Origin of the sequence: Nocardiopsis eucommiae (assembly GCF_965344335.1) — a bacterium.
Classification (GTDB): domain Bacteria; phylum Actinomycetota; class Actinomycetes; order Streptosporangiales; family Streptosporangiaceae; genus Nocardiopsis; species Nocardiopsis eucommiae.
Map to the genome: position 1 here is coordinate 62,781 of NZ_CBDRIY010000020.1, position 25,467 is coordinate 88,247.

The following is a 25,467-nucleotide window of genomic DNA, read 5'->3' on the forward strand; positions in this document are numbered from 1 at the left end:
AGCGTATCGGGGACCGTAGTCCCCGCCGCCTGGCGGGGCCACGGGGGAAAACACCTGGAGGGGTGGGGGTGGGCGCTGTTAGCGTCGGCGAAACCCCCACCGGCCCGGTGCACGGGCCCGACGGAAGCGGGCCGCCCATGTCCCCCAGCACTTCCGACCCGACCCCCGGGGTCGCACCGGTTCCGGAGAGGAGCCGGTTCCCGCTCCTGGCCCGGCTCAGCGTCTTCACCCTGGTCAGCACCACGGCCGACTTCGCCTACGGCGCGGTCTTCGTCACCGTGATCCTCGCGCGCGGGGCCGACCCCTGGGCCGTGGGGCTCGTCCTGGCCGGGGGCCACCTCATCGGGTTGGTCATGGAGGCGCCCAGCGGCGCGTTGGGCGACCGGTACGGGCACCGGCGCCTGTTGACACTCGGCCTCCTGGTGTGGGGTTCGGGGCTCGTGGCCCTCGGTCTGGCGGACGGACTCGTGTTCACGGTGGTGGGCGTGTGCCTGGGCAACATCGGCATGTCCCTGAAGTCCGGCACCCTCGAAGCGATCCTGATCAACCGGATCGGCTCCCACGAGAGGAACGCGCGCATCACGAGGATCGTCCGGGTCGGCTCGGTGTCCACGCGCCTGGGTTCCGTGCTGGGAGCGGCCTCGGTGATGGTCGGGGGCACGTGGCTGTCGGCGGGCACGATGATCGCCGTGGGCGGCGCCCTCGTCCTCCTCCTGGGCGTGCTGGCCCCCGTGTGCTTCCCGCCGACGCTGGGACGGCGGGACCGCCGGATCGGCGCCATCGTCCTGGAGTCGGTGGTCCTGGTGGCCTCCCGCCGCTTCCTCCCGCCGATCGTGCTGGCCCTGTCCCTGATGGTCGCGACCATGCTGCTCGTGGTGTCCTGGCAGCCCATGCTGCTGGCCGAGTACGGCGACGACGTGCGCCTGAACGGGCTGGTCCTCCTGGTCATGAGCCTCTCCCTGGCCGCCGGGGCGGCCGCCGCCCGTTGGGTGCACCAGGACCGCCCGCACGTGTGGGGCCCGCTCCTGTCGATGGGGATCGGCCTCCCGCTGGTCCTGGCCGCCCACGGAGTGGTTCCGCTGGTGGCGGGACTGGTGGCGGCCGAGTTCCTCATCGGGCTCGCGGGGGTGCTCTCCGGGGCCTGGTGCCAGCTGATGTTCACCGACGCCAACCGGAACACGATGTTCTCGGCGGTGACGGTGGTGACCCTGCTCGGCAGCGCGCTCACGACCAGTTCGTTCGGCGGGCTGTGGGAGCTGTGGGGCATCGCCACGGCCGTGTCCGTCCTGGCGGGGTTCGCCCTGGCCCTGGCCGCCGCCGCGCTGGTCCTCACCCGGCTGCTGCCCGAGTCGGCGGACTTCACCTGGGCGGTGCGGCGGAACGAGGACGCGGCCCGGGGCTGATCCGGCGCGCCTGTTAGCCTGCGCGCAGGTCACGCGGGGAGCGTCCCGCACCGGATCCCGGAAGGCGGGAAGCATGGATCTGCACGAACTCCTCGGTGCGCGCCGCGTCCTCCAGGCCCCCATGGCCGGAGGCGCGTCCAACCCCGCCCTGGTCCACGCGGTGGACGGCGCGGGCGGCCTGGGTTCCCTGGCCGCCGGGTACCTGTCCGTGGAGGCGCTGGCCGAACGGATCAGCGGGGTACGCGGGCTGGGCACCGACGTGTTCGGCGTGAACGTGTTCGTCCCCTCCGGTGCACCGGCTCCGGTGTCCGTGCTGGACGGCTACCGGAGGGACCTCGCGGCGGAGTCCGTGCGGCACGGGGCCGAGGTGGGCCCGTCCACGTACGACGACGACGCCTGGGACGCCAAGATCGACCTGTTGGTGGGCTCCCCCGTCAGCGTCGTGAGCTTCACCTTCGGCTGCCCCTCCACAAGGGTGCTGGAGCGACTGCGCGACGCGGGTTCGGCCACGGTCGTCACCGCCACCACCGTCGAGGAGGCCCGGACCGCCGTGGCCCGGGGTGCCGACGGGGTGTGCGTCCAGGGGGTGGAGGCGGGCGGGCACCGCGCCACCTTCGACCCCGCCCGGGGCGACGACCGGCCTCTGCTCTCCCTGCTGCCCGAGGTGGTGGGCGCCGTCGAGGTGCCGGTGATCGCCGCCGGGGGGATCATGACCGAGGAGGACGTCGCCGCCGCCCTGACCTCGGGGGCCACCGCCGTCCAGCTGGGCACGGCCTTCCTCCGGTGCCCGGAGAGCGGCGCGCAGCCCGCGCACAAGGCCGCGCTGGCCGACCCGTCCTTCACCGGGACCTCACTGACCCGGGCGTTCACCGGACGCCCGGCGCGCGGCCTCACCAACCGGTTCATGACCGAGCACCCGGACGCGCCCGCGGCCTACCCCGAGGTGCACCACATGACGAAGCCGCTGCGCGCCGCCGCGGCGCGGGCCGGTGACACCGGGGGCATGGCCCTGTGGGCGGGGACCGGGTTCCGTCGGGCACGCGAGCTGCCCGCCGCGGACCTCGTCGCCGCCCTCCGCGAGGTCGTCTAGCGCGGCCAGTCGCCGGTGAGGGCCACGAGCGCGGCGGGCGGGTCCCGCCAGCAGGCCTGGTCGTGGCCGCGGTTGTACTCGACCAGGACGGCGAGACGTTCCGTGTGGACCACTACAAGGCCCCCGCCACCGAGCACCTCGTGGAGGTCCTCGGTGCACCATTGGGGAGCGATCGGCTCCCCGAAGGCCTCCTTCAACTGTCGGTACCGGCATTGAGGGCGGCAATCTGCCACCACCCTCCAAGACATTCCTCACCACCTCCAGCTCCTGCGCTCCTTCGACGAGGGGCCTCCACGATCAAGCGACTGACGCCCTGAACCACAGGGAAAGGTAGATTCAAACCATGAGTGATTTCTTCCTTAAGCCGGGGGCCCTCACCACCCGTCAGGAAGTGAAGGACAACTGTGGCGGAGGGCAGGGCATGGGTATCCTCACGTCCAACACGAGCCCCAACATCTTCCTGTTTAGCGACCCAGCCGCGGGCGAGGAATCGGGCTTCCACGATGGGTGGCTACCCGTACCGGACGAGCAGGGCTACCTCTTTGAATACACGGGGGACGGCCAAGGAAATCAAACCTTTGTTGGAACATTCGGGCCGCGCAATGCGGCAATCTTGAAGCATAAGAATCCACACCGCGGGACGCATGAGACTTTCCCCGAGCGAACCCTCCGTGTTTTCAAGGCTACGGGGAGGAAGGTCGGCCGAAAGACCGCTGAACAGCGGTATGTAGGCAGCTTCCAGCTGGACGATCTGGTGCCCTACCGAGTAGAGGAACGCCCCAACAAGGCGGGCAAGCAACGCACCGTCATCGTCTTTCAGTTGCGCCCCATCGACGCGATGGAACCAACCCCCGAGTACACCATCCCGCCGATGTCCTTCACACAATCTTCGGTGGTTTCCGCCGATGCCACTACCAGCACGCTGGTCGAGCCGGAAACCTCAGATGGAACTCCGCTGGCCCGATCCGCTTCCCCTAAGACCAAGGTTGAACGCCACGAGTCTCAGCTCTGCAACGACTTCCGAGCCATGCTCGAAGAACACGAGCACAAGGTCAAGCGCTTCCAGATTCGACCCGAGGGCTACTCCACTACGTTGGTCACTGATCTCTACGACGTCAGCAGTCACGTGCTCTTCGAGGCAAAAGGATCTACTACTCGGGAAAACGTACGCATGGCAATCGGGCAGCTCATGGACTACCGCCGGCATGTCGAGCCCGCCGACCCCCGCCTAGCGGTCCTGCTCCCGAAGCGGCCTCAAGAGGACCTGGTGAACCTCCTCCAGTCAGTCGACATCCACCTGGTCTACCGCGAGGGAGACCACTTCGTCGGTTGGCCGGTACCGAACCCGTAACCACGGGGCGCGGGGGCGGGCTGTCGCGCTCCGCCTCCGCGCCCCGTGGGTCAGCGGGCGCTGATGAGCACGTAGCGGCGCAGGGCCAGCGGGGCGAAGACCGCGATGACCACGGCCGAGGACAGCACCGCGTACAGCACCGCGTTCTCGGCGGGCCACCCGGTCGGCTGTGCCAGTCCCGGCGGCGGGGCGTTGCCGAAGAGTTCCCTGGCGGCCGAGGCGACGGCGGTGACCGGGTTCCACTCCGCGACGACCCGCAGCGGAGCGGGCATGCCCTCGATGGAGACGAACGCGCCCGACACGAAGGCGACCGGGAACAGCCAGACCAGGCCCAGGCTCTGGGCCACCTCGACGCTGCGGGCGGTCAGCGCGATGAACACACCGATCCACGAGGTCGCGAAGGCGAAGAAGAGCAGGAGGGCCACGCCCAGGAGCACCTCACTCGCCCCCGTGGTGACCCGCCACCCGATCGCGAGCCCGCACGCGGCCGTGACCAGCAGCGACAGGGAGCTCGTCGCCAGGTCCGAGAGGGTCCGGCCCAGGATGACGGCGATCCGGGACATCGGCAGCGACCGGTAGCGGTCCACGATGCCCTGCTGGAGGTCGTTGGCCAGCCCGACCGCCGTGAAGGACGAGTTGAACAGCAGGGTCTGCGCGAAGATGCCCCCGATGAGGAACTCGCGGTACTGCGCGCCGCCCAGGCTGCCGCCGAAGACGAAGGCGAGCAGCAGGACGAACATCACCGGCTGGATGACCCCCGCGACCATGGATCCCGGGGTGCGCACGACATGGAGCAGGTTGCGGTGGGCGACGACGCCGCTGTCGCTCACCGATCTCGCCAGTACGTTCACCGGTGCCCTCCCACCAGGGAGGCGGGCTCGTCCCGGCCGGTGAGTTCGAGGAACACCTCGTCCAGGGTGGGGCGGCGCAGCGCCACCTCCACCACGGGGACGCCGCCGCGGCGCAGCGCGGCCAACGCCCCGGTCAGCGCCTCCTGTCCCTCGGAGGTGCCCACGGAGAGCCTCCGGGCTCCCGGGTCCGTCTCGGGCCGGCCGTTGCCGTGGTCCGCGACGATCCCGGCGGCCGACTCCAGGTCGGCCGCGTCCGCGAGGACGAAGTCCATCCGCGCCCCGCCCATGTGCTCCTTGAGCGCGTCCGCGCTGCCCCGGGCGATGACCGTTCCCCGGTCGATGACCACGATGGTGTCCGAGAGCTGGTCGGCCTCCTCCAGGTACTGCGTGGTCAGCAGGACCGTGGTCCCGTCCTCCACGAGGGTGGAGACGATCTCCCACGTGTCCAGGCGCCCGCGCGGGTCCAGGCCGGTCGTGGGTTCGTCGAGCACGACCACCTCGGGCCGGGCCACCAGGGCCCCGGCCAGGTCCAGGCGTCGCCGCATCCCGCCCGAGTAGGCGCCCGAACGCTGGTCCGCGACGTCCCAGAGCCGGAAGCGCCGCAGCAGTTCCCGGGCGCGCTCGGCCGCCTGCGCGCGGTTCATCCCGTACAGGCGCCCCACCATGCGCAGGTTCTCGAAGCCCGTGAGCTTCTCGTCCACGGCCGCGTACTGGCCGGAGAGCCCGATGCTGCGGCGGACCGCGCCGGGGTCGGCCACCACGTCGTGACCGGCGACCCGGACCCGGCCGCCGTCCGGCCGGAGCAGGGTGGTCAGCACACGGACGGTGGTGGTCTTGCCCGCCCCGTTGGGGCCGAGCAGCCCCAGGACGTGCCCGCGCGGCACGGCCAGGTCGATGCCCCGCAGCGCGCGGTGTCCCCCGAAGGACTTCGTCAGTCCCTCGACGTCGATGACATGGTCGTCCCCCACGTCACTCCCTTCGTGGTCGGGGGCCCGGCCGCACGGCCGGGCCCGGGTCTCTCAGGCGGCGTCGAGCTGGCGGACCCGGTGGGGTCGCATGTCCGTCCAGTGGGTGTCGATGTAGGTCAGGCACTCCTGGCGCTCGGCGGGGCCGTGGCGCACGACCCAGCCGGCGGGGACCGGGACGAAGGCGGGCCACAGGGAGTGCTGGTCCTCGGCGTTGACCAGGACCAGGAAGGAGGCGTCGGTGTCGTCGAACGGGTTCTGCATGGTGTGCCCTTCTGTCCGAGCGGCGCGCGATCGCGGGCCGCGGGTTGTCGGTGGTGCGTGGGGGTCAGCGGCGGTGCGCCAGGGAGCGGGCGATCCGGTCGGCGACGACCGGGCCGATCACTGACAGCGCCTCCGGTGTGGTCATGAGCGCGTGCGTGCAGGTCACGTCGTGGTCGTCGATCCGGCCCTCGACGTAGGGGCGCCAGGTCCGCGCGAGGTCGACTCCGGGGACGCCGTCGAGCGTCGCGGTGAAGAAGAGGAGGTCTCCGTCGAAGACGGGCGGCTCGCCCCGGCGCAGCAGGGAGACCTGCCGGTCGAAGCCGAGGAGCATGGCCTCGACCGCGTCCTCGGAGAGCTCTCCGAGGGGGTCGCCGTGGCGCCGGAACACGGCGATGGCGTCCCCGGTCGTCGGGGAGTCGCCCAGGCGGTCGGCGTCCTCGCCGTAGCCGATGGCCCGGAGCAGCGCGTCGAGGACCTGGGTGTCGTCGTCGAAGCCCGCGTCGGCGGACTGGCCGAACGGGTGCGAGTCCAGCAGGGCCAGGGTGGCCACCTCGTCACCGGTCTCCCGGAGGTGCCCGGCGAGCGCGTGCGCGATGTTGCCGCCGAAGGACCACCCGAGCAGGTGGTAGGGGCCCTCCGGCTGGATCTCGCGGATGCGCGCGGCGTAGTCCTCGGTGAGCGACCGCAGGTCGGTGGCGTGCTCGGTCCGGTCGCCGGGGCTGAGCCCGGGGGCCTGGAGTCCGTACACGGGGTGCTCGGCCCCGATGTGCCGTGCCAGCCCCGCGTAGGGCCAGGCGAGCCCTCCGGCGGGGTGCACGCAGAACAGCGGTGCGCCCTCGCCGGTGGGCCGGATCGGCAGGATCCGCCCGAGCCCCGTCCCGGTGGTCTCCCCGTCCGCCGCCTGGATGAGCCCGGCGACCGTGGGGTTCTGGAAGAGCATGGGCACCGTGACCTCCTGGCCCAGGGCCGCGCTGGCGCGTCGCACGAGGCGCGCGGCGAGCAGGGAGTGCCCGCCCAGCTCGAAGAACCCGTCGTGCACGCCGACCCTCGGCAGGTCCAGGACCTCAGCGAACAGCGCGCACATCCGGATCTCGCGCCGTGTCTGGGGAGCCCCGGTGACCTGGGGGGCGTGCTCGGCGGGGTCGGGCAGGGCCGCGCCGTCGACCTTGCCGTTCACGGTCAGGGGCAGGGACTCCAGACGGACGAACACCGCCGGGACCATGTACTCGGGCAGCCGCGCGGCCAGGTGTCGCCGCAGCTCGGCGTCGGTGGGTCCGGGGTGGACGAGCGGTACCGGGTAGGCCACGAGCCTCGCGTCCCCGGCCGCCGTGCGGCGGACCAGCACGGCGGCCTCGGCCACGCCGGGGTGGTCCACCAGCGTCGCCCTGATCTCCCCGGGTTCGATCCGGAAGCCCCGGAGCTTGACCTGGTCGTCGGCGCGGCCGACGAACTCCAGCGTGCCGTCGGCGCGCCACCGGACCAGGTCCCCGGTCCGGTACATGCGTCCGCCGGCGGCGGCGAAGGGGTCGGCCACGAACCGCTCCCCCGTCATGCCGGGGCGGCTGCGGTACCCGCGCGCCAGCCCGGCCCCGGCGATGTAGAGCTCACCGAGGGCGCCCACGGGCGCGGGCTGGAGTCCGCCGTCGAGCACGTACACCCGGATGTTGCCCACCGGCCTGCCGATGGTCGGGCCGTCCTCCCCGCGGATACCCGCGATGACGGCGTCCACGGTGGTCTCGGTGGGACCGTAGAAGTTGTAGGCGCGCACGCCCGGGCGGCGGGTCAGGTCGTCCCAGAGGTCGGCGTCGACCGCCTCCCCGCCGAGCGCCACCACCGAGAGCGCGTCCGCGTGGTCGAGCACACCTTCGGCGATGAGCCTGCGGGCGTAGCTGGGGGTGGTCTCGACGGAGTCCACCCGGTGCCGTGTCAGGTAGTCGGAGAGCCCGGCCGGGTCCCGGCGCACCGTGTCCTCGACCACGTGCAGCTCGTGCCCGTCGACCAGCCAGAGGATCGGGTCCCAGGAGGCGTCGAAGGCCACCCCCGCCGTGTGCGCGACGCGGAGCTTGCGGCCCAGCTCCTCGCTGACCGGGGTGAACAGCTCCTCCTGGTGGCTCAGGAAGAGGTTGACCAACGACCCGTGCTCGACCTCGACGCCCTTCGGCCTGCCGGTGGAGCCGGAGGTGTAGATGACGTACACGATGTCCGAGGCGGTGAGCGGGCGGACCCGTTCACGGTCGGTGAGCGCGCCCGCGGTGCCGCAGTGGCAGTCGCCGTGCTTGTCGGTGATGGCGTCCACGTCCCGCACCAGCGGGGCGTCGGGGACCCGGTGGGCGAGTGAGGAGTCGGTGAGCACCAGCCCCGGAGCGGCGTCCGCCAGCATGGTGGCCAACCGCTCGTCCGGGTGGTCCGGGTCGAGGGGCAGGTAGGCGGCACCGCTCTTGAGCACGCCCAGGAGGCTCACCACCGTCTCCACCGAACGCTGGAGGAGGACGGCGACCACGTCGCCGGGGCCGTTCCCGAGCTTGACCAGCGAACGGGCCAGGCAGTTGGCGCGGCGTTCGAGCGCGGCGAAGCTGAGCCGCTCCTCCCCGCAGACCAGGGCGGTCGCGTCGGGGGTGCGCCGGACCTGCTCCTCGAACAGCTCCACGACGGTCTCGACCGGGAGCTCCCTGCGCAGGCCGTGGCCGTCCGCCAGGAGTCCCTCCCGCTCCTCGCCGGAGAGGATCTCCAGGCGGCCGAGGCGGGCCCCGGGTGTCCGGGTGGCCGCGTCGAGCAACCGGACGTAGCGCTCCACGAGGCGCCGTGCCGTTCCCGGGTCGAACATCGCGCTGTTGTACTCCAGCGTGCCGGTGACACCGGCGGCGCCGCCCAGCGGTCCGGCCTGTTCGGCCAGGTCGAAGGAGAGGTCGAACTTGGCGCCCAGCGCCGGGGCTCCCGGTTCGGGGCGCACGTCCAGCCCGGAGAGCTCCATGGTGGGCGTCTCGTTGTTCTGGAGGGTGAGGGCGGTCTGGAACAGGGGGTGCCGTCCGAGCGCGCGGGAGGGGTTGAGCCGCTCCACGATCTGTTCGAAGGGCACCTCCTGGTCGTCGAAGGCGTCGAGGTCGGCGTCGCGCACCCGCGCCAGCAGGTCGGTGAAGGTCGGGTTGCCGGAGGTGTCGGTGCGGAGCGGCAGCGTGTTGACGAAGAAGCCGACCAGGTCGTCCAGGGCGGGGTCGGTGCGCCCCGCGACCGGGCTTCCGATGACGATGTCGTCGCCCGCGCCCAGGCGGGTGTGCAGGGCGGCGAGCCCGGCCTGGAGGACCATGAACAGGCTCGTGGACGTGGACCGGGCCAACCGCAGCAGGCGTTCGTGCAGGTCCGCGCCGATCTCCACCCCCGTGCTCGCGGAGGGCGGGGAGGCCGTGGCGGGACGGGGCCTGTCGGAGGGCAGCCGCACCTCGTCCGGGGCGCCGGACAGCCGCCGCTCCCAGGCGTCCAGGCTGTGCCGGATCGCGCTCTCGGGGTCGCCTTCGTCGCCCAGGACCTCGCGCTGCCAGAGCGTGTAGTCCGCGTACTGCACCGGCAGGTCGCGGGCGAGGGGCGCGGTGCCGTGCACACGGGCGGTGTAGGCCATGGAGAGGTCCCGCGCCAGGGGGGCGGTCGACCATCCGTCCCCGGCGATGTGGTGCAGGACCAGCAGCAGGACGTGCTCACGCCCCACCCTGAACAGGTGGCCCCGCAGGGGTGTCTCGACGGCCAGGTCGAAGCCCCGCCCCGCCTCGCGGGCCAGGGCGCGTCGCAGTTCCTCCTCGGAGGCGACCTCGACGCACGCGCCGCCCGGGGTGACCGCCTCGGGGGGCAATACGTGCTGGAGGGGCTCTCCGTCGATGTCGGGGAAGACCGTGCGCAGGCTCTCGTGGCGCGCGGAGACGTCGTCCAGGGCCCCGCGCAGCGCCTCGGTGTCCAGCTCACCGGTGATCCGCACGGCCATCGGCAGGTTGTAGAGGGCCGCCGAGGGGTCCAGCCGGTTGAGGAACCACAGCCTGCGCTGGGCGAAGGAGAGCGGGATCCGCGCGGGCCGGGGCGTCGGTCGCAGCGGGGGCCTGGACCGGCGTCCGGTGCCGAGCGCGGCGGCCAGACCCGCGACGGTCGGTGCCTCGAAGAGCGTGCGCACTGAGACCTCCGCGCCGACCGTGTGACGGATCCGGGCCACCAGGCGCACCGCGAGGAGCGAGTGGCCGCCGAGGGCGAAGAAGTCGTCGTCGATGCCCACCTCGGGCACCTCCAGGACCTTGGCGAACAGCTCGCACAGCACGGTCTCGTCGTGGTTGCGCGGTCCGCGTCCGCCGCCGGTGACGGCCTCGGGTTCGGGCAGCGCCGCCCGGTCCAGCTTGCCGTTGGGCGTCAGCGGGAGTTCGGGCAGCACCATCACCACCCCGGGCAGCATGGCGGCGGGAAGCCTGCGCGCCGCGTGGTCGCGGACCCCCCGGGTGTCGGGGCGCCCGCCGGGGCGCGCGGTGACGAAGGCGGCCAGCCGCGCGTCCCCGTCGCGGGTGCGGGTGAGCACCACGGCCGCCTGGGCGACGTCGGGGTGTTCGGCCACGACGGCCTCGACCTCACCGAGTTCGATCCGGTGGCCGCGCACCTTGACCTGTCCGTCGGCGCGGCCGACGTAGCGCAGCGCCCCGTCGGACCGGCGGGTGACCAGGTCCCCGGTGCGGTACATGCGGCTTCCGTCGGCGGCGAACGGGTCCGCGACGAAGCGCTCGGCGGTCAGCCCCGGGCGGCCGAGGTAACCGCGCGCGACCCCGGCCCCGCTGAGGTAGAGCTCTCCGACGACCCCCGCGGGGACCGGGCGGAGCCCGCCGTCCAGGACCCGGGCACCGGTGTTGGCGATGGGTCCGCCGATCACCGGCTCGGCCTCGTCGTCGGAGCGGGCGGTGACGCTGTCGACGGTGCACTCGGTCGGCCCGTACAGGTTGTGCGCGGTCAGGCCGGGGACCTCGCGCAGCTCGGCCCAGAGCCGGGCGTCGACGGGCTCGCCGCCCAGGGCGAGCACGCGCGGCCCGGTACCGCCGTCGAAGAGCCCCAGCGCCACGAGCTGCCGGGCGTAGGAGGGCGTCGTCTCGACGGCGTCCACCCCGCGTTCGCGCAGGAGCGCGACGAGTCGTTCGGCGTCCCCTCTCACGGGGTCCTGCACGATGTGGAGTTCGTGGCCGTCCACCATCCACAGGAACGGGTCCCACGAGGCGTCGAAGGACACCCCGGCCGTGTGCGCGACCCGCAGGGGCCGGCCCACGGCGGTGACGGCGGGGCCGAAGACGCGCTCCCGGTGCGAGTGGAGCAGGTTGGCGAGCGAGCGGTGCTCGACCACGACGCCCTTGGGGCGCCCGGTGGATCCGGAGGTGTAGACGACGTAGGCCGTGTCGCGGGGGCCGGGCCGGTCCGGCACCCGGAGCGTCGGTGTGTCCAGCGGCAGCGCGTCGACGTACAGCACGGTGCTGTCGGCGGGAACGCGCGTGCGGTGGCCCGTCGTCATGAGCACGTGATCGGGCCGGGCGTCCGCGAACATGTGGTCGATCCGCTCGCGGGGGTAGGAGGTGTCGACGGGCAGGAGGGCGGCCCCGCTGCGGAGCACGCCCAGGAGCGCCACCGCGAGGTCGACGGAGCGCGGCAGCACCGTCGCCACGGTCGAGCCGGGTCCGGCGCCCCGGTCGGCCAGGAGGCGGGCCAGGCTCTCGGCGCGGGCGTCCAGCTCGGCGAAGGTCAGGGAGTGGTCGCCCGCGACCACGGCGGTCCGGTCGGGCGTGCACAGGACCTGGGCCTCGAAGGCCTCCAGGATCGAGTCCGCGACCCCGGGGCGGTCCGGTCCCGCCGAACCCTCGTCCAGTTCCGCCCGCTCCCCCGGCATGAGGAGCTCCGCGTCCTCGATCGCGCGGTCCGGAGCCTCGGCCAGGACCGCGAGGAGGTGCGTGAACCGGGCGGCGATGGAGCGGGCGGTGCCCTCGTCGAAGAGGTCGGCGTCGTACTCCAGGTCACCGAGGAGCCCGTCCGCGACTCCGCCGGAACCGAGGTGCTCCGTCAGGTTGAAGGTGAGGTCGAACTTGGCCTGCCGGGTGCCGACGCCGTCCATCACCGTGGTGTCGAGGTCGCCCAGGGACGCCCGCGCGGCCGGGAGGTTCTGGAGGGCGAGCATCACCTGGAAGAGCGGTGGCCGTGAGCCGAGGCGGGTCGGACGCAGCTCCTCGACGACGCGGTCGAAGGGGGCGTCCTGGTGGGCGAAGGCGGCGAGGCAGGCCTGCCTGGATCGGATGACCAGGTCATCGAAGGTCGGATTTCCGGACGTCCGCGTCCGGATGGCGACCGTGTTCACGAAGAAGCCGACGAGGTCGTCGAGCTCGGCCTCCGTGCGGCCCGCCGTGGGTGTGCCCACCGTGAGGTCGCTGCCCGCTCCCAGACGTGAGAGCAGTGCGGTGAGGCCCGCGTTGAGCACCATGAACAGGCTCGCGCCGTGCCGGTCCGCGAGAGCGCCGAGGCGCTCGTGGAGTTCGGATGACAGGCGCAGCGGGACCGAGCCGCCGCGCCCGCTGGACCGTTCCGGGCGGGCGCGGTCCACGGGCAGGACCGTCTCCTCCGGGGCCCCGCGCAGGGCCTCGCGCCAGTGGGCGAGCTGACGGGAGAGCTCGCTCCCCGGGTCGTCGTCCGCGCCGAGCACCTCGTTCCGCCAGAGCGTGTGGTCGGCGTACTGGACGGGGAGGGGCTCCCAGTCGGGGGCCCGCCCCCGCGAACGGGCGGAGTAGGCGTCGGACAGGTCCCGGGCGAGGGGTCCCAGCGACCATCCGTCACCGGCGATGTGGTGCAGGACCAGCAGCAGGACGTGGTCGCGGTCACCGACCCTCAGGAGCCGCACGCGCAGCGGCGTCTCCACGGAGGTGTCCAGGCCCCGGCCCGCCTCGGCCGCGATCACCCGCTCCAGGTCGTGCTCTGGGCACGCCACGGCGGCGAAGTCGAGGGGGCTCTCGCCCGGAGCCAGGACGTGCTGGCGGGGCTCCTCCCCGTGCAGCGGGAACACGGTGCGGAGGGTCTCGTGGCGCTCCACCAGGTCGTCCAGCGCGGCACGCAGGGCCCCGGTGTCCAGCTCGCCGCGCAGCCGGAGCGCGGCCGGGATGTTGTAGGCGCCGGAGTCGGGTGCGTACCGGTTGAGGAACCAGAGTCCGCGCTGGGCGTGCGACAGCGGCACCACCTCGGGGCGCTCCCGCGCCTCCAGCCTCGGTGCGGTCCCGGCCCCGTCGGGGAGCACCCCGGCCAACCCGGCCACGGTCGGGTTCTCGAAGAGTTCACGGATGGTGGGGGCCGCGCCGAACTCGGCGCGGATCCGCCCGATCAGGCGGGTGGCCAGCAGGGAGTGGCCGCCCAGAGCGAAGAAGTCGTCGTCCACACCGACGCCCTCGACCCCGACCGCCTCGGCGAAGAGCGCGCAGAGCCTGCGCTCGCGCTCGTCGCGCGGCGCCCTGCGGGAGTCGGATCCGCCGGAGGGCAGGGGCAGGGCGGCGCGGTCGAGCTTGCCGCTGGGGGTCAGCGGCAGTTCGGGGACCCGGACGGTCGCGGAGGGCACCATGAACGCGGGCAGGCGTTCGGAGGCGTACGCGCGGACCGCGTCCGTGGCCGTGGCCGCGTCAGTGTCCGTGGCCGTGGCCGTGTCGGAGGGATCGTCCGTGACCACGTAGGCCACCAGTCGGGTGTCCGCGCCGTCGCCCACGACGATCACGGCGGCCCGCCGCACACCGGGGCACTCCCGGACCACGGCCTCGACCTCGGCCGGTTCGACGCGCACCCCGCGCACCTTGACCTGGTCGTCGGCGCGACCGAGGAACCGCAGGGCGTGGTCGGCCCCGGGTGAGACCAGGTCCCCGGTGCGGTACATGCGGCTTCCGTCGGCGGCGAACGGGTCCGCGACGAAGCGCTCGGCGGTCAGCCCCGGGCGGCCGAGGTAACCGCGCGCGACGGACGCTCCCGAGACGTACAGTTCGCCGGTGGCGCCGGGCGGGACGGGCCGCAGACCCGCGTCCAGGACGTACGCGCGGGAGTTGGCGACCGCCACCCCGATGTGCGGGTGGCGGTCCGGGGTGACGGGCGCGGTGAGGCTGTCGACCGTGGTCTCGGTGGGTCCGTAGAGGTTGAGGGCGGTGACGTGTTCGAGCGCCGCGAGCGTGTTCCACAGGTCGGCGTCCACCGCCTCCCCGCCCAGGGCGACGACGGTGGGGCCGCCGGGCTCCGCGAGCCCCTCGGCCAGCAGCGCGCGGACGAAGGAGGGTGTGGTCTCGACGGCTTCGAGACCGTGTTCACGCAGGTGGGCGACGAGTCTCTGGGGGTCGCGGCGGACCTCGTCCTCGACCAGGTGCAGCTCGTGTCCGTCGACCATCCACAGGAAGGGGTCCCAGGAGGCGTCGAACGAGAGCCCGGCGGTGTGGGCCACCCGCAGCGCCCGACCGTGGCGCTCGCGGGCGGGGGTGAAGACGAGCGCGCGGTGTGAGTGCAGGAGGTTGAGCAGCGACCGGTGCTCCACGGCGACCCCCTTGGGAGTGCCCGTGGAACCGGAGGTGTAGATGACGTACGCGAGGTCGGCCCCGGTGACGGGGCGGGGCCGCTCCGGGGCGGGCTGGCGCGGCCCGTCCTCGACGGCGGCCCTGGTGGCCGGGTCGTCCATCAGGACGGTCCGAGGGGCGTCCTCGGGGGCTCCCTCCTCGGACTCGGACAGGGTGTCGCCGTGCGCGAGCACGAGGTCCGGACGGGCGTCCCGCACCATCGCGGCCAGTCGGCCCCGGGGGTAGGAGGGGTCGAGCGGCAGGCAGACGGCACCGGCCTTGAGCACCGCCAGCTGGGCGACGGCGAGGTCGGTGTGGCGTCCCAGCCGGAGCCCCACCACGCGCCCGGGGGCGGCGCCGAGCGCGACGAGGTGGTCGGCCCAGCGGTCGGACCGGGCGTCCAGGTCCGCGAAGGTGAGGCGGCCGTCCGGCGCGACGACCGCGGTGCTCTCGGGGAACCGGGACGCGGTGATCGCGAACTCGTCCGCGACCGTCAGGTCGGGCAGTGCCCGCGCCGGGCCTTCGCTCACGCTCGGCCCGCGCCGCCGCTCCTCTGCGGTGCGGACCTCCAGGGCCCCCACCGGTGCGGAGGGGTCCTCGGCCATGGCGCGCATGACGGCGAACAGGCGGCGCTGGTGGTCGACCAGTTCGGCGCGCGTGTACAGGTCGGGGCTGCCGTCGAAGTCGACGCGGACGTCCTCCGTGGCGCCGAGGCCGTGGAAGATGACGGACAGGTCCTCGACGGGGCCGACCGAGAGGTTGTGCGTGGTGGCCGGGAGACCGGCGAAGACCAGCCGTCCCAGGGCCGGGATGATGTTCACCGACGGTCCGGTCAGGCGGCGGCCGAGGTTCGCACCGCGACGCAGGTCCTCGCTCCGGTAGCGCTGGTGCCGCAGCGCCAGCCGAGTCTCCACGGCCACCTCCCGCAGGAGTGCGGACACCGGCTGGTCGGGTCGGACCCGGATCCGCAGCGGAATGATGTTGGAGACCGTGGCCGGGACCGTCCGGGCGTGCGACGTGCGGCGGGTGGTGACCGGCAGGCCCAGGACGACGTCCCGGGCGCCGGTGAAGCGGTGGAGGTGGATGGCGGTGGCCGTGAGGACCGCGGTGGGCAGGCCGGTACGCTGGGCGCGCGCGGCGGCCTGGAGCCCCGCGGCGGTCTCGCGGGGGAGGTCGTCAGTGACCCTGTACAGGGTGGTGGGCATGCGCACGGGTGCCCCGGCCAGTCCCACGGCGTCCGGGGCGTCGGCCATCCGCTCCGACCAGAAGCGGTGGTCGGCCTCCTCGGTGCCGTCCTCCCGGTAGTCGGCCTCCTCCTCCAGCAGCCGGCTCAACGAACCGAAGGGGCTGGGGCCCGGCTCGGTCCCGGCGGCCAGGGCGTCGTGGATCTCGGTGACCCGGCCCAGGACCAGCATGGCCCCGTAGCCGTCCAGGAGCAGGTGGTGGACGCGCTGGTAGACGAAGTGGTGTTCCGCGCCGAGGCGGAAGATCACCTCGGCGAACAGGGTCTCGCCCAGGACGTCCTGCGCTCGGGCGAGGTCGTCGCGCATCCAGCGGCGGGCCGCCTCCGCGGGGTCGGGCTCGGAGGTGAGGTCCACGACGGTGGGCCACCAGTCCTCGGGCCGACGGACCTCCTGCCAGGGCTCCCCGTCCTCCTCACCGAAGCGCAGGTGGAGCGACTCGGTCTCCAGCACCGCCTGGCGGAGGGCCGCGCCGAGGATCGCGACGTCCAGCGGTCCGTCCAGCTCCAGGTACTCCGCGATGGCGTACACCGGGTTTCCCGGGTCCATCTGCTGCGCGTACCAGAGCCCGCTCTGGGCGGCCGTGAGCGGCAGTCGGCGGGCTCGGCCGGTGTTCGTCATCGAGGACCTTCCAATCGCGTCGGCGCCCCTGCCGGAGCAGTGGCGGGCCGCGGTTGCGGGGAATTGCGTGTCTGGGTCCGGGGCGCTCCGGGCGGGGAGCGGAGCACGCCAGCGGATCGGCCACCCCGTGGGGTGGGATGACCGCTTTCAATAGCTTGTCTGTGATCACTGGTGATTCGTGGGGAAAGTTCGGAAGGATTGCGTGATGCACATCACACATAGCAATCACATACTTACTAAAAGCCATATTCCGGACAGGACAAAGGGACCGGAGTGCACCACTCCGGCCTCTCTGAAAGGGATCGCTAGTTGTTGATCTGGTAGTTGCCGATGAAGACGGTCACCAGACCGCCGTCCCCGAACAGGCCCAGCCCGCCGAGCAGCCCACCCGAGGACGACGGGGCTCCGACGGCGGGGGTCGCGGCAGCCTGAGCAGGAGCGACGGCGAACCCGAGGACCGTGGAGGCGGTGAGCACGGAGAGCAGGAGCACGGAGACACGTCGACGAACTGACGTCATGGCGGGGGTTCCCTTCGATGGTCGGACGGGGTCTGTCGCCGGTTGGACGAATCGCCCCTCAGGGTCCATTCGTGGCCGAACGGCAGGGGTATTGGTCCGTTCCGCCACGGAATCCTCCGAGCACCACGACCGATCCGGGTCCGACCCCGGCGGCGCCCTCCGCGCCCGGACACCGACACGTTCCCGCACCCGCGCGAGTTCACCCGCACAGCCAGGGGGAACAGAGTTTTCTACCACTTGGTAACAATTAAATAGACTGCGATCGATCCCTAGAACGCTCGCGGCGGCACACCCTAGTGTTCCGACATGGGTGTAATGCGGAAGCGTGTCCTTCTTCGTGTGTTTCTGGGGTTTGTCGCCACGGTCGCGTCACTCGCGCTGATCGCCTCGCTCCTGGGCGTCTGGGCGGTACGGAGGTCGTTCCCCACGGTCTCCGGGGAGCTGACGCTGTCCGAGCTCAGCTCCCCGGTGACCGTGCTGCGGGACGAGCACGGCGTGGCGCACGTGTACGCCGACGACGCCGAGGACCTGTTCGTCGCCCAGGGGTTCACCCACGCCCAGGACCGGTTCTGGGAGATGGACTTCCGCAGGCACGTCACGGCGGGCCGCACCGCCGAGCTCTTCGGCCCCGGCCAGGTGGAGACCGACGTCTACCTGCGCACCATGGGCTGGCGACGGGTGGCCGAGCAGGAGTACGACCTCCTGGAGGAGGACACCCGGCGCTACCTGGACGCCTACGCGGCCGGGGTGAACGCCTGGATCGAGGACAACCAGGGCCTCTCCGCCAGCCTGGAGTACGGCCTCCTCGGCATCACGGCGGACGACTACACCGTGGAGCCGTGGACCCCCACGGACAGCCTCGCCTGGCTCAAGGCCATGGCCTGGGACCTCGGCGGCAACCTCCAGGACGAGACGCGGCGCGCCCTGCTCCTCGCGGACGGCCTCGACGAGGAACTGATCGAGGAGCTCTACCCGGCGTACCCGACCGACAAGCACGCCACCATCACCGACACCGACGAGCACGCCGGGTCCGACTCCGAGGCCGACCTGGGCCGCGCCCCCGACCTCCCCGAGGAGGCCCTGGCGGCGCTCGGCGGCCTGTCCGACGTGCACGACGCCGTCCCGGACCTCCTCGGCCCCTCCGACGACCCCGACCTCGGATCCAACTCCTGGGTCGTGTCCGGCGAGCACACGGAGACCGGCTCCCCGCTCCTCACCAACGACCCGCACCTGGGCGCCTCGATGCCCTCCACCTGGTACCAGACGGGGCTGCACTGCACGGAGCTCACCGAGGAGTGCCCCTTCGACACCAGCGGGTTCAGCTTCGCGGGCCTGCCGGGCGTGGTCATCGGCCAGAACGAGTCCATCGCCTGGGGCTTCACCAACCTCAACCCGGACGTCATGGACCTCTACCTGGAGCGGGTCGAGGGCGACGAGTACGTGGTGGACGGGGAGCGGAGACCCCTGGAGATCATCGAGGAGACCATCGCGGTCTCCGGCGGGGAGGACCTCGAACTGACCATCCGGTCCACCCACCGGGGCCCGATCCTCTCCACCACCGCCGCGGGCTCCGACCTGCGCGAGATCGGGGAGAACCCCCGCGAGGGAGACGAGTCCCCCTACCAGGTGTCCCTGCGCTGGACCGCGCTTCAGCCGGGCACCACCGCCGACGCGATCTTCTCCCTGAACCGCGCCCGTGACTGGGAGACCTTCCGCGAGGCCGCGAGCAAGTTCGACGTGCCCTCGCAGAACCTCGTCTACGCGGACGACGAGGGCAACATCGGCTACCAGGCCCCCGGCCTGGTCCCGGTCCGGGGCGAGGGCGACGGCCGCTGGCCCGCCCCCGGCTGGGACTCCGCGTACGACTGGGAGGAGGAGTTCCTGCCGTTCGACGAGCTGCCCAGCGTGTACAACCCGGAGTCCGGGGTGATCGTCACCGCCAACGAGGCGGTCGTGGACGAGGACTACGAGCACTTCCTGACCTCGGACTGGAACTACGGCTACCGGGGCCAGCGGATCAACGACCTCCTGGCCGAGGCGACGGCCGAGGGCCCCGTGGGCGTCGCGGACATGGAGCGGATCCTCGTGGACTCGCTCCACACCAGCGCGCTCGAGGTCACCCCGTACCTGCTGGACGTCCCGGTCGAGGGCGCGACGGCCGAGGCCCGGGACCTCCTCACCGACTGGGACCACCGCAACGAACCCGACTCCGCCGCCGCCGCGTTCTACAACGCGACCTGGCGCCAGCTCCTCCCCCTGCTCTTCGACGAACTGGGGGAACACGACATGGACGGCCGCTCGCGCGGGATGCACGTGGTGTCCCGACTGCTGGCGGACCCCGACTCGACCTGGTGGGAGGGCGAGGAGGTCAGCGGACGCGACGCGGTGCTGGCCGCCGCGATGGACGCCGCCGTGGAGGAACTCACCGAGCTGCTGGGCGACACCCCCGCCGACTGGCGCTGGGGCGACCTGCACACCCTGACCGCCACCCACGACTCCTTCGGGACCTCGGGGATCGGGCCCGTGGAGTGGCTGTTCAACCGGGGTCCGGTGGAGAGCGCGGGCGGCTCGGACCTGGTCAACGCCACCGGGTGGAACACGGCGGAGGGCTACGGCATCACCACGGTTCCGTCCATGCGCATGGTCGTGGACCTGGCCGACCGGGACTCCTCCACCTGGATCCACCTGACCGGCAACTCCGGGCACGCCTTCCACCCGAACTACGACGACCAGCTGGAACCGTGGGCCCGGGGCGAGACACTGCCGTGGGCGGTGACCGAGGAGGCGGTCCGGGCGGCGCACACGGACGAACTCACCCTCGTGCCGTGACGCCGGACGGCCCCGGGGACGCGGCGTCCCCGGGGCCAGCGCGTCACAGCGGGAACGTGGTCCCGGTCCTCTCCTCGGACAGGTCCCACAGCCGCCGGGCCGCCTCGGTGTCCAGGGCCGCGCGGCTGCGGCTGGCGGGGCCGGGCGCGCCGTTCACGAACAGCCCGGTGGGACCGGCGAAGAACGCTCCGGGGACGTCCTGCGTGGCCGCGTAGACCGTGGGCAGCACCCCGCTGGAGGCGCTCTGGGCGAAGATCCGGTTGCCGATCCGCAGGACGGCGTCGTGCAGGCGGTTCTCGCTGCGGCTCTGGAGGTTGGTGGCGGCGTACCCGGGGTGCGCCGCGGTGGCCAGCACCGGCGAGCCCACCTCGTCGAGCCTGCGCTGGAGCTCCAGGGTGAACAGCAGGTTGGCCAGCTTGGACTGCCCGTAGGCCCGGTAGGGGGTGTAGCGGCCCTCCAGGTCGGGGTTGTCGAAGTCGATCCGGTTGACGGATCGGTGCAGGCCGGAGGAGACGGTGACCACGCGCCCGGTGACGTGTTCCAGGAGGAGGTTGGTGAGGGCGAAGTGGCCCAGGTGGTTCACCCCGAACTGGGTCTCGAAGCCGTCCACCGTGCGGGACTCGGGGATCGCCATGAGCCCGGCGTTGTTGATCAGGAGTGCGAGGTCGCCCTTCCACCCGGCGGCGAAGGCTCGGACCGAGGCGAGGTCGGCCAGGTCCAGACGCCGGACCTCGGTCGCACCCGGGATCTCGGCGGCGGCGCGCTCCCCCTTGGCCGTGTCGCGGACGGCCAGCACCACACGGGCGCCGCGTCCGGCCAGGATCCTGGCGGTCTCCAGTCCCAGGCCGCTGTTGGCCCCGGTGACGACGGCGGTCCTTCCGGACAGGTCGGGCAGGTTCACGCTGGTTCGGCTCATATCGCCAACGTAGGCAGACCGTTTGAAGTTGTCAATGACAACAATGATGTCATTGCAAACATGCGACTATGCTGGAGGACATGCCTGACCGCCCCTACCACCACGGCGACCTCCGCTCCGTCCTGCTGAGCAGCGCCGAGCGCACCCTGGCCGAGCGCGGCCCCGGCGCCCTCTCGCTGCGCGAACTCGCGCGGGAGGCCGGTGTCAGCCACGCGGCGCCCGGTCGGCACTTCAAGGACAAGCAGGCGCTGCTCGACGCCCTCGCGCTCGACGGCTTCCAGCGGCTCCGGGCCTCCCTGGAGCACGCCAAGGAGACCCGGGACCGCTCGGAGACGGACACCCGCGCCTACCTTCTGGGGCTGGCCCGCGCCTACGTCGGCTTCGCCCTGTCCAACGCGGCCCTGCTGGACCTGATGTACGCGCGCAAGCACGACAGCGACGTCTCCGACCAGCTCGCGGCGGCCGTCGGAGACATGATCGCCATCGTCCTGAACACCATCTCCGAGGGTCAGCGCACAGGGGAGATCATCGAGGGCGACCCCATGACGATCGCCTTCGCCGTGGCCTCCACCCTGCACGGGTTCGCCTCGTTCAGCGCCAACGAGACCGTCGAGGACGTCGAGGAGAACCTGGACGCCGTGGTCCGGCTGCTGATGACCGGCCTGGAACCGCGCTGAACCGATCCGGCGCGGGGGCGCCGGCTCGGCTCGCGCCGCGGGATCAGGTGCCGTACTCGTCGCGCAGGCGCCACCACGCGTACGGCGCGCTCTGCGGGACGCCCTCGGGGCTGTCCTCCCAGAGTTCCTGTCGGCCCAGCGGGGTCAGGTCGAGGAGGCTCCAGCTGGTGCCCAGCTTCTCCACGCCCCGGCCCTGGGTGAAGTAGGTCCGGTACACGGCGTCCTCGTCCCGGATGAACACGCTCAGCCCGAAGTTCTCGCCGCCGTCCACGGTGACGCCCATGTCCTCGTTGAAGCCGCTCCCGAAGGACGAGTACCAGGGCACCGTCCACCCCATCCGCTCACGCACGGCCGCGATCTCCGGGTACGGGGCCCGCGAGACCACGGCCAACGTGGTGTCCCGGGCGTTGAGGTGCTCCGGCTGGCCCAGGTTGTCCACGAACATGGAACAGCCCTCACACTGGTGCTCCGCACCGGGCGGGAGCATGAAGTGGTACACGATCAGCTGACGGCGCCCCTCGAACAGGTCCGCCAGGGAGAACTCCCTGCTACCTCCCGTGAACACGTACTCCTCGGACATCCGGACCGCGGGCTGCCTCCGACGCTCGGCCGCGAGCCGGTCCTGGACCCGGGTCAGCTCCTTCTCCTTGGCCAGCAACTCCTCGTGGGCCGCGTTCCACTCGGCGGGTGAGACGGTGTCGGGCACGTACATCGCTTCCTCCTCGGGCGGTTCGGCGGGGGCCGCCGCGGTGTGGAGGCCCGTCCACCGGAAGGTCCACAGTGCCACCGGAGTCCGACAGTCCACGGCAGGCTCCGCCGAGGACCGGTCGTGTCGGACCGCTGACGCCGGGCGGCCGGAGGGGCGAACCGCGAGGGTACGGAACACGACGAAGGCCCACCGGGGTCTCCCGGTGGGCCTTCGGAACGTCGAGGGGCCGGTGCGGCGGTCGCCTCACGGCGGGTGGCACAACAGGGCTCCTGACCACCACTGGGGTGCGGTATTCCCTGAAGGCTTTGTTTAGAGCCCGGGGGACACTTGAACCGCACCGACCCGCACCGTGTAACGACACCACCCCCGGGCCTATTCCGCACCACGCCACGGATCACGGAATTCCTCCACGACCCCGGTGAAGGCGGAACGGGCGCCGTCAGGCGCTGCTGACGGAGAGCTTGACGGCGAAGCCGAGGAACAGCGCGCCCGCCGCCGACGTGGCGCCCGCCGAGAGCCGCCTGCGCCGTCCGAAGGCCGCCGCCAGCCGCGTCCCGCTGAAGATCAGCACGGAGAGGTACAGCAGGCTGAACGCCTGGAGCAGCAGCCCCAGGACCAGGAACGACAGGGCCGGGTAGGCGTAGGCGGGATCCACGAACTGCACGAAGAAGGAGATCAGGAAGAGGATCATCTTCGGGTTGAACAGGGACACCACGAGCGCCCGGTGGAAGGGGCGCTCACCCGTGGTGGGCCCCACCGCGTCGGCCGCCCGCTGCTCCTCGGCGCGCTGGTGCCGCGAGGTCCAGATGGCGTGCGCGGAGCGCAGCATCCCGATCGCCATCCAGACCAGGTAGGCGGCTCCCGCGTACTTCACCACAGTGAAGAGCAGCGGGTTGGTCTGGAGCAGGGTCGCCGCACCGGCCGCCGCGAGCAGCATGAGGAGGGTGTCGCCGGTGAACACCCCGGCGGCGGCCCTGTAGCCCGTGCGGGTGCCGCCGCGCGCGGCGACGGAGAGCACGTAGAGGGAGTTCGGCCCCGGCAGGAGCACGATGAGGACGAGTCCCGCCAGGTAGGTCGGCAGGTCGGTGATACCGAGCATGGCCGCAGTGTTTCATCCGGCCGTCGGGCCCGCGCACCCCGGCCGCCGTTTGCCGACCCGTCCCAGGCCGACGACCGCCTCCCGGTGGCACCGCCCTGCCCCCACGTCCGCGCGGGAGGTCCTGGCGTACCCGGGACATGGCCCCGGCCACGACGGAAACACGCTCCCGGCGGGCCCCTCAGCGCGGGTCCGCCGACCCGTCGGTTCCGGACTCCGACGAGCCGGTGCCGCCGGTTCCGGCGACCGTCTCGTCGAGGGTGACCAGGTCCAGGAGTTGGCGGGCCTCCGAGAGGGCCTCGGCCAGCTCGGCCTGACCGGTCTCGGACACCTCGAAGAACGCCTCCTCCATCCACCCCCGGGTGGTCGCCAGCCACGCGACCACGCGCTCGTCGCGGGCCCGGGGCGTGGTGTGCGCGACCTCGCCCACCAGCTCGACCAGGGTCCACAGTGCCTGCGGGGTACTCCGCCCCCACCACGACTCCAGGTAGGGGCCGGGGTCGTCGCCGGACTCCGTGAGCGTCCCCCACGACGCGTGCGCGCGCTCCTCCTCGGTGAGGCCGAGCTCCCACCAGACGGACAGGCAGGCGCGCAGTGACGCGCGTTCCTCCTCGGGCCAGTCGGTCCACCCGGCCTGACGGAGTTTGGCGAAGAGCCCGTGGAGGTCGGCGTCACCACGGAGGGAGAGTTCCAGCAGCCGGGGCAGGAAGTGGCGCAGGTCGTCCACGTCACCCCAGGTGTTCAGGGCCTTGTGGGAGTACCGGCGCAGCCGCTCGGCGTCCAGTTCCCGGAGCGGAGCCCCGAGCAGGTCACGGTGGTCGTCCTCGGTGACGCAGTGCTGGCACCCCTCCACCCTCACGGGTCGGGGGTAGCGCGCGAACACCCGGTACACGTCCTCGATCTCGCTCTGCACGACCCCAGCATGACCCAACGGCCCCGGCGACGCCACGGATCTCCGTGGCCGTGTCCGGTCGGAGGGGGTCGTGTGCGCGCCGCCCCCGGTGCTCAGCCCACGCAGTCGCAGTGCGGGACGGCGACGTTCAACGCGGTGGCCAGGACCGTGAGCACCAAGGGCAGGATCACCACCAGCGCGGCGAGGACGTAGGCACCCGGTCCGGCGGTCACCCGGGCGGGCCGCACCTGGCGGCTCACCCGGCGCACCGGGCAGGCACCGGTCACCGAGAGCGCCGGTTCGGGCCCCCGGGCCCCGGCCATGATCCCGAGGGCGTGGGCCAGGGCGTGCGGGCCCGCCTCACGGGCCGCGTGGTCGTCGGCCACCCATTCCACGAGTTCGGGGACCTCCCGGGCCGCCGCGCGCAGCAGCGGGACCCCGGGGAAGGCGGTGTCCAGCAGCCTGGTCCAGGTGACCAGGAGGTGGTGGCGGCCGTTCAGGTGGGCCCGTTCGTGGGCGAGCACCGCGCGGAGTTCGGGCCCGGTCAGCCGGTCGAGCGCGCCCCTGGTGACCACGATCCCGAAGCGGCGGCCGGGCAGGCAGTAGGCGGCGGGCTCGGGGTCCTCCAGCAGCCAGACCCGGTTCAGGTGCAGGACGCGGCGGTCCCCGACCGAGGCGAGGGCCCGGCCGTGTTCCCGGGTCCAGGCGCGTCGGTCCCGGCCGCGGCGCACCGCCGTCCACCCGAGGCGGGCCAGACCGAGGGCGCCGAGCAGACCGGCGGCGGCCACCCCGCTCTCCGCCCCGTTCTGCTGGACCGCCTGGAACAGGTCCACGCACGCGGCGACGAAGGCCTTGACCCCCGGGCCCATCACCCGCGTGGCCAGGGTGGCGAGCAGGACCGCGCAGGCCAGCAGCCACGCGACCGTGGTGAGCGTCCAGAGCGCGAGCATGGCCCGGGCGCTGGCGCCCCGACGCTCCTGGAACGCGCGCAGGGCCCGGGGGCCCGCCGTGCTCCACAGCAGGACCGCCGTCAGGGCCGCCACGGACCAGGTCACGGGTCGTCCTCCGGCCGGGGGATGTCGGCGAGCAGGTCACGGAGGAGGTCGAGGTCGCGCGGGTCCATGCGGTCCACGAACCGCAGCAGGGCCACCTCGGAGTCTCCGCTGTCGTCCAGGGCCCCGTGCATGCGGTCGGCCGCGTACGATGCCCGGTCGCGCAGCGCGCGGTAGAACCACAGGCGGCCGGTGCGTTCCCGGTCGACCCAGTCCTTGCGGCGCAGGTTCTCCAGCACCGTGGAGATGGTGGTGTAGGCCGGTTCGCGGTCGGCCAGGCCGTCGACCACCTCGCGCACGCTCAGGGGGCGTCCGGCGGCCCACAGGACCGCCATCACCGCGGACTCCAGTGACCCGAGCCCCGGAACCGTGTTTCTCATGGTCCACCGTTCGTCATGCGCTTCTCCGTCCAAGAATAGGCAATCCCG

At 72.5% G+C, this 25,467-nt stretch carries 16 protein-coding genes; 5 read left to right on the forward strand and 11 right to left on the reverse strand.

Features of this window, described 5'->3' with window-relative positions; translation table 11 throughout:
• The first annotated feature begins 137 nt into the window (after nt 1-137).
• The 3 genes from ACRWK8_RS14945 (at nt 138) to ACRWK8_RS14955 (ending at nt 3,844) form a co-directional block, all read left to right on the forward strand.
• Complete coding sequence (locus ACRWK8_RS14945) at nt 138-1,403, forward strand: MFS transporter (protein ID WP_378737829.1); 1,266 nt, start codon at nt 138-140, stop codon at nt 1,401-1,403.
• A 73-nt stretch (nt 1,404-1,476) separates the two neighbouring features.
• A complete protein-coding gene (locus tag ACRWK8_RS14950) occupies nt 1,477-2,493 on the forward strand; it encodes a nitronate monooxygenase (RefSeq protein ID WP_431870967.1) in 1,017 nt (338 codons plus the stop codon).
• A gap of 343 nt (nt 2,494-2,836) precedes the next feature.
• Entirely contained in the window at nt 2,837-3,844 is a 1,008-nt protein-coding gene (locus ACRWK8_RS14955; protein ID WP_431870969.1) for an SRA domain-containing endonuclease, read from the forward strand.
• Nucleotides 3,845-3,894: 50 nt separating this feature from the next.
• Here the strand turns inward: ACRWK8_RS14955 and ACRWK8_RS14960 are convergent, their stop codons facing one another.
• From ACRWK8_RS14960 to ACRWK8_RS14980, 5 genes are all read right to left on the reverse strand, one after another.
• The gene (locus tag ACRWK8_RS14960) at nt 3,895-4,695 is read right to left on the reverse strand and encodes an ABC transporter permease (RefSeq protein ID WP_431870971.1); all 801 of its coding nucleotides are present in this window, start codon (nt 4,693-4,695) and stop codon (nt 3,895-3,897) included.
• The gene (locus ACRWK8_RS14965; protein WP_431870973.1) at nt 4,692-5,663 is read right to left on the reverse strand and encodes an ATP-binding cassette domain-containing protein; all 972 of its coding nucleotides are present in this window, start codon (nt 5,661-5,663) and stop codon (nt 4,692-4,694) included. The genes ACRWK8_RS14960 and ACRWK8_RS14965 overlap by 4 nt, the downstream gene beginning before the upstream one ends.
• 51 nt (nt 5,664-5,714) lie before the next feature.
• Nucleotides 5,715-5,924, reverse strand: coding sequence for an MbtH family protein (locus ACRWK8_RS14970; RefSeq protein WP_378737840.1), 210 nt, complete (start codon nt 5,922-5,924; stop codon nt 5,715-5,717).
• 64 nt (nt 5,925-5,988) lie between these two features.
• Entirely contained in the window at nt 5,989-16,350 is a 10,362-nt protein-coding gene (locus ACRWK8_RS14975; RefSeq protein WP_431870976.1) for an amino acid adenylation domain-containing protein, read from the reverse strand.
• 305 nt (nt 16,351-16,655) lie between these two features.
• Nucleotides 16,656-16,868: a hypothetical protein gene (locus tag ACRWK8_RS14980; RefSeq protein WP_378737844.1), complete on the reverse strand. Its 213-nt coding sequence runs from the start codon at nt 16,866-16,868 to the stop codon at nt 16,656-16,658.
• 315 nt (nt 16,869-17,183) lie between these two features.
• Between ACRWK8_RS14980 and ACRWK8_RS14985 the strand changes: the two genes are divergently transcribed.
• Nucleotides 17,184-19,697, forward strand: coding sequence for a penicillin acylase family protein (locus ACRWK8_RS14985; protein ID WP_431871013.1), 2,514 nt, complete (start codon nt 17,184-17,186; stop codon nt 19,695-19,697).
• A gap of 43 nt (nt 19,698-19,740) precedes the next feature.
• On the opposite strand, the gene ACRWK8_RS14990 is transcribed toward ACRWK8_RS14985, so the two are convergent.
• Complete coding sequence (locus ACRWK8_RS14990) at nt 19,741-20,613, reverse strand: oxidoreductase (protein ID WP_431870978.1); 873 nt, start codon at nt 20,611-20,613, stop codon at nt 19,741-19,743.
• A gap of 80 nt (nt 20,614-20,693) precedes the next feature.
• Between ACRWK8_RS14990 and ACRWK8_RS14995 the strand changes: the two genes are divergently transcribed.
• Nucleotides 20,694-21,290, forward strand: a complete 597-nt coding sequence (locus tag ACRWK8_RS14995; RefSeq protein ID WP_378737848.1) for a TetR/AcrR family transcriptional regulator — start codon at nt 20,694-20,696, stop codon at nt 21,288-21,290.
• A gap of 43 nt (nt 21,291-21,333) precedes the next feature.
• Here ACRWK8_RS14995 and ACRWK8_RS15000 read toward each other — a convergent pair whose 3' ends face one another.
• The 5 genes from ACRWK8_RS15000 to ACRWK8_RS15020 form a co-directional block, all read right to left on the reverse strand.
• Complete coding sequence (locus tag ACRWK8_RS15000; RefSeq protein ID WP_431870980.1) at nt 21,334-22,002, reverse strand: DUF899 domain-containing protein; 669 nt, start codon at nt 22,000-22,002, stop codon at nt 21,334-21,336.
• Between the two features lie 436 nt (nt 22,003-22,438).
• Nucleotides 22,439-23,098: a leucine efflux protein LeuE gene (gene leuE / locus ACRWK8_RS15005; RefSeq protein ID WP_378737852.1), complete on the reverse strand. Its 660-nt coding sequence runs from the start codon at nt 23,096-23,098 to the stop codon at nt 22,439-22,441.
• Between the two features lie 178 nt (nt 23,099-23,276).
• Nucleotides 23,277-24,008 carry a hypothetical protein gene (locus tag ACRWK8_RS15010; RefSeq protein ID WP_431870982.1) on the reverse strand — a complete coding sequence of 244 codons (732 nt, stop codon included), beginning with the start codon at nt 24,006-24,008 and terminating at the stop codon, nt 23,277-23,279.
• A gap of 92 nt (nt 24,009-24,100) precedes the next feature.
• Nucleotides 24,101-25,042 carry a M56 family metallopeptidase gene (locus ACRWK8_RS15015; RefSeq protein ID WP_431870984.1) on the reverse strand — a complete coding sequence of 314 codons (942 nt, stop codon included), beginning with the start codon at nt 25,040-25,042 and terminating at the stop codon, nt 24,101-24,103.
• Complete coding sequence (locus ACRWK8_RS15020) at nt 25,039-25,419, reverse strand: BlaI/MecI/CopY family transcriptional regulator (RefSeq protein WP_431870986.1); 381 nt, start codon at nt 25,417-25,419, stop codon at nt 25,039-25,041. The genes ACRWK8_RS15015 and ACRWK8_RS15020 overlap by 4 nt, the downstream gene beginning before the upstream one ends.
• Between the last annotated feature and the right edge of the window lie 48 nt (nt 25,420-25,467).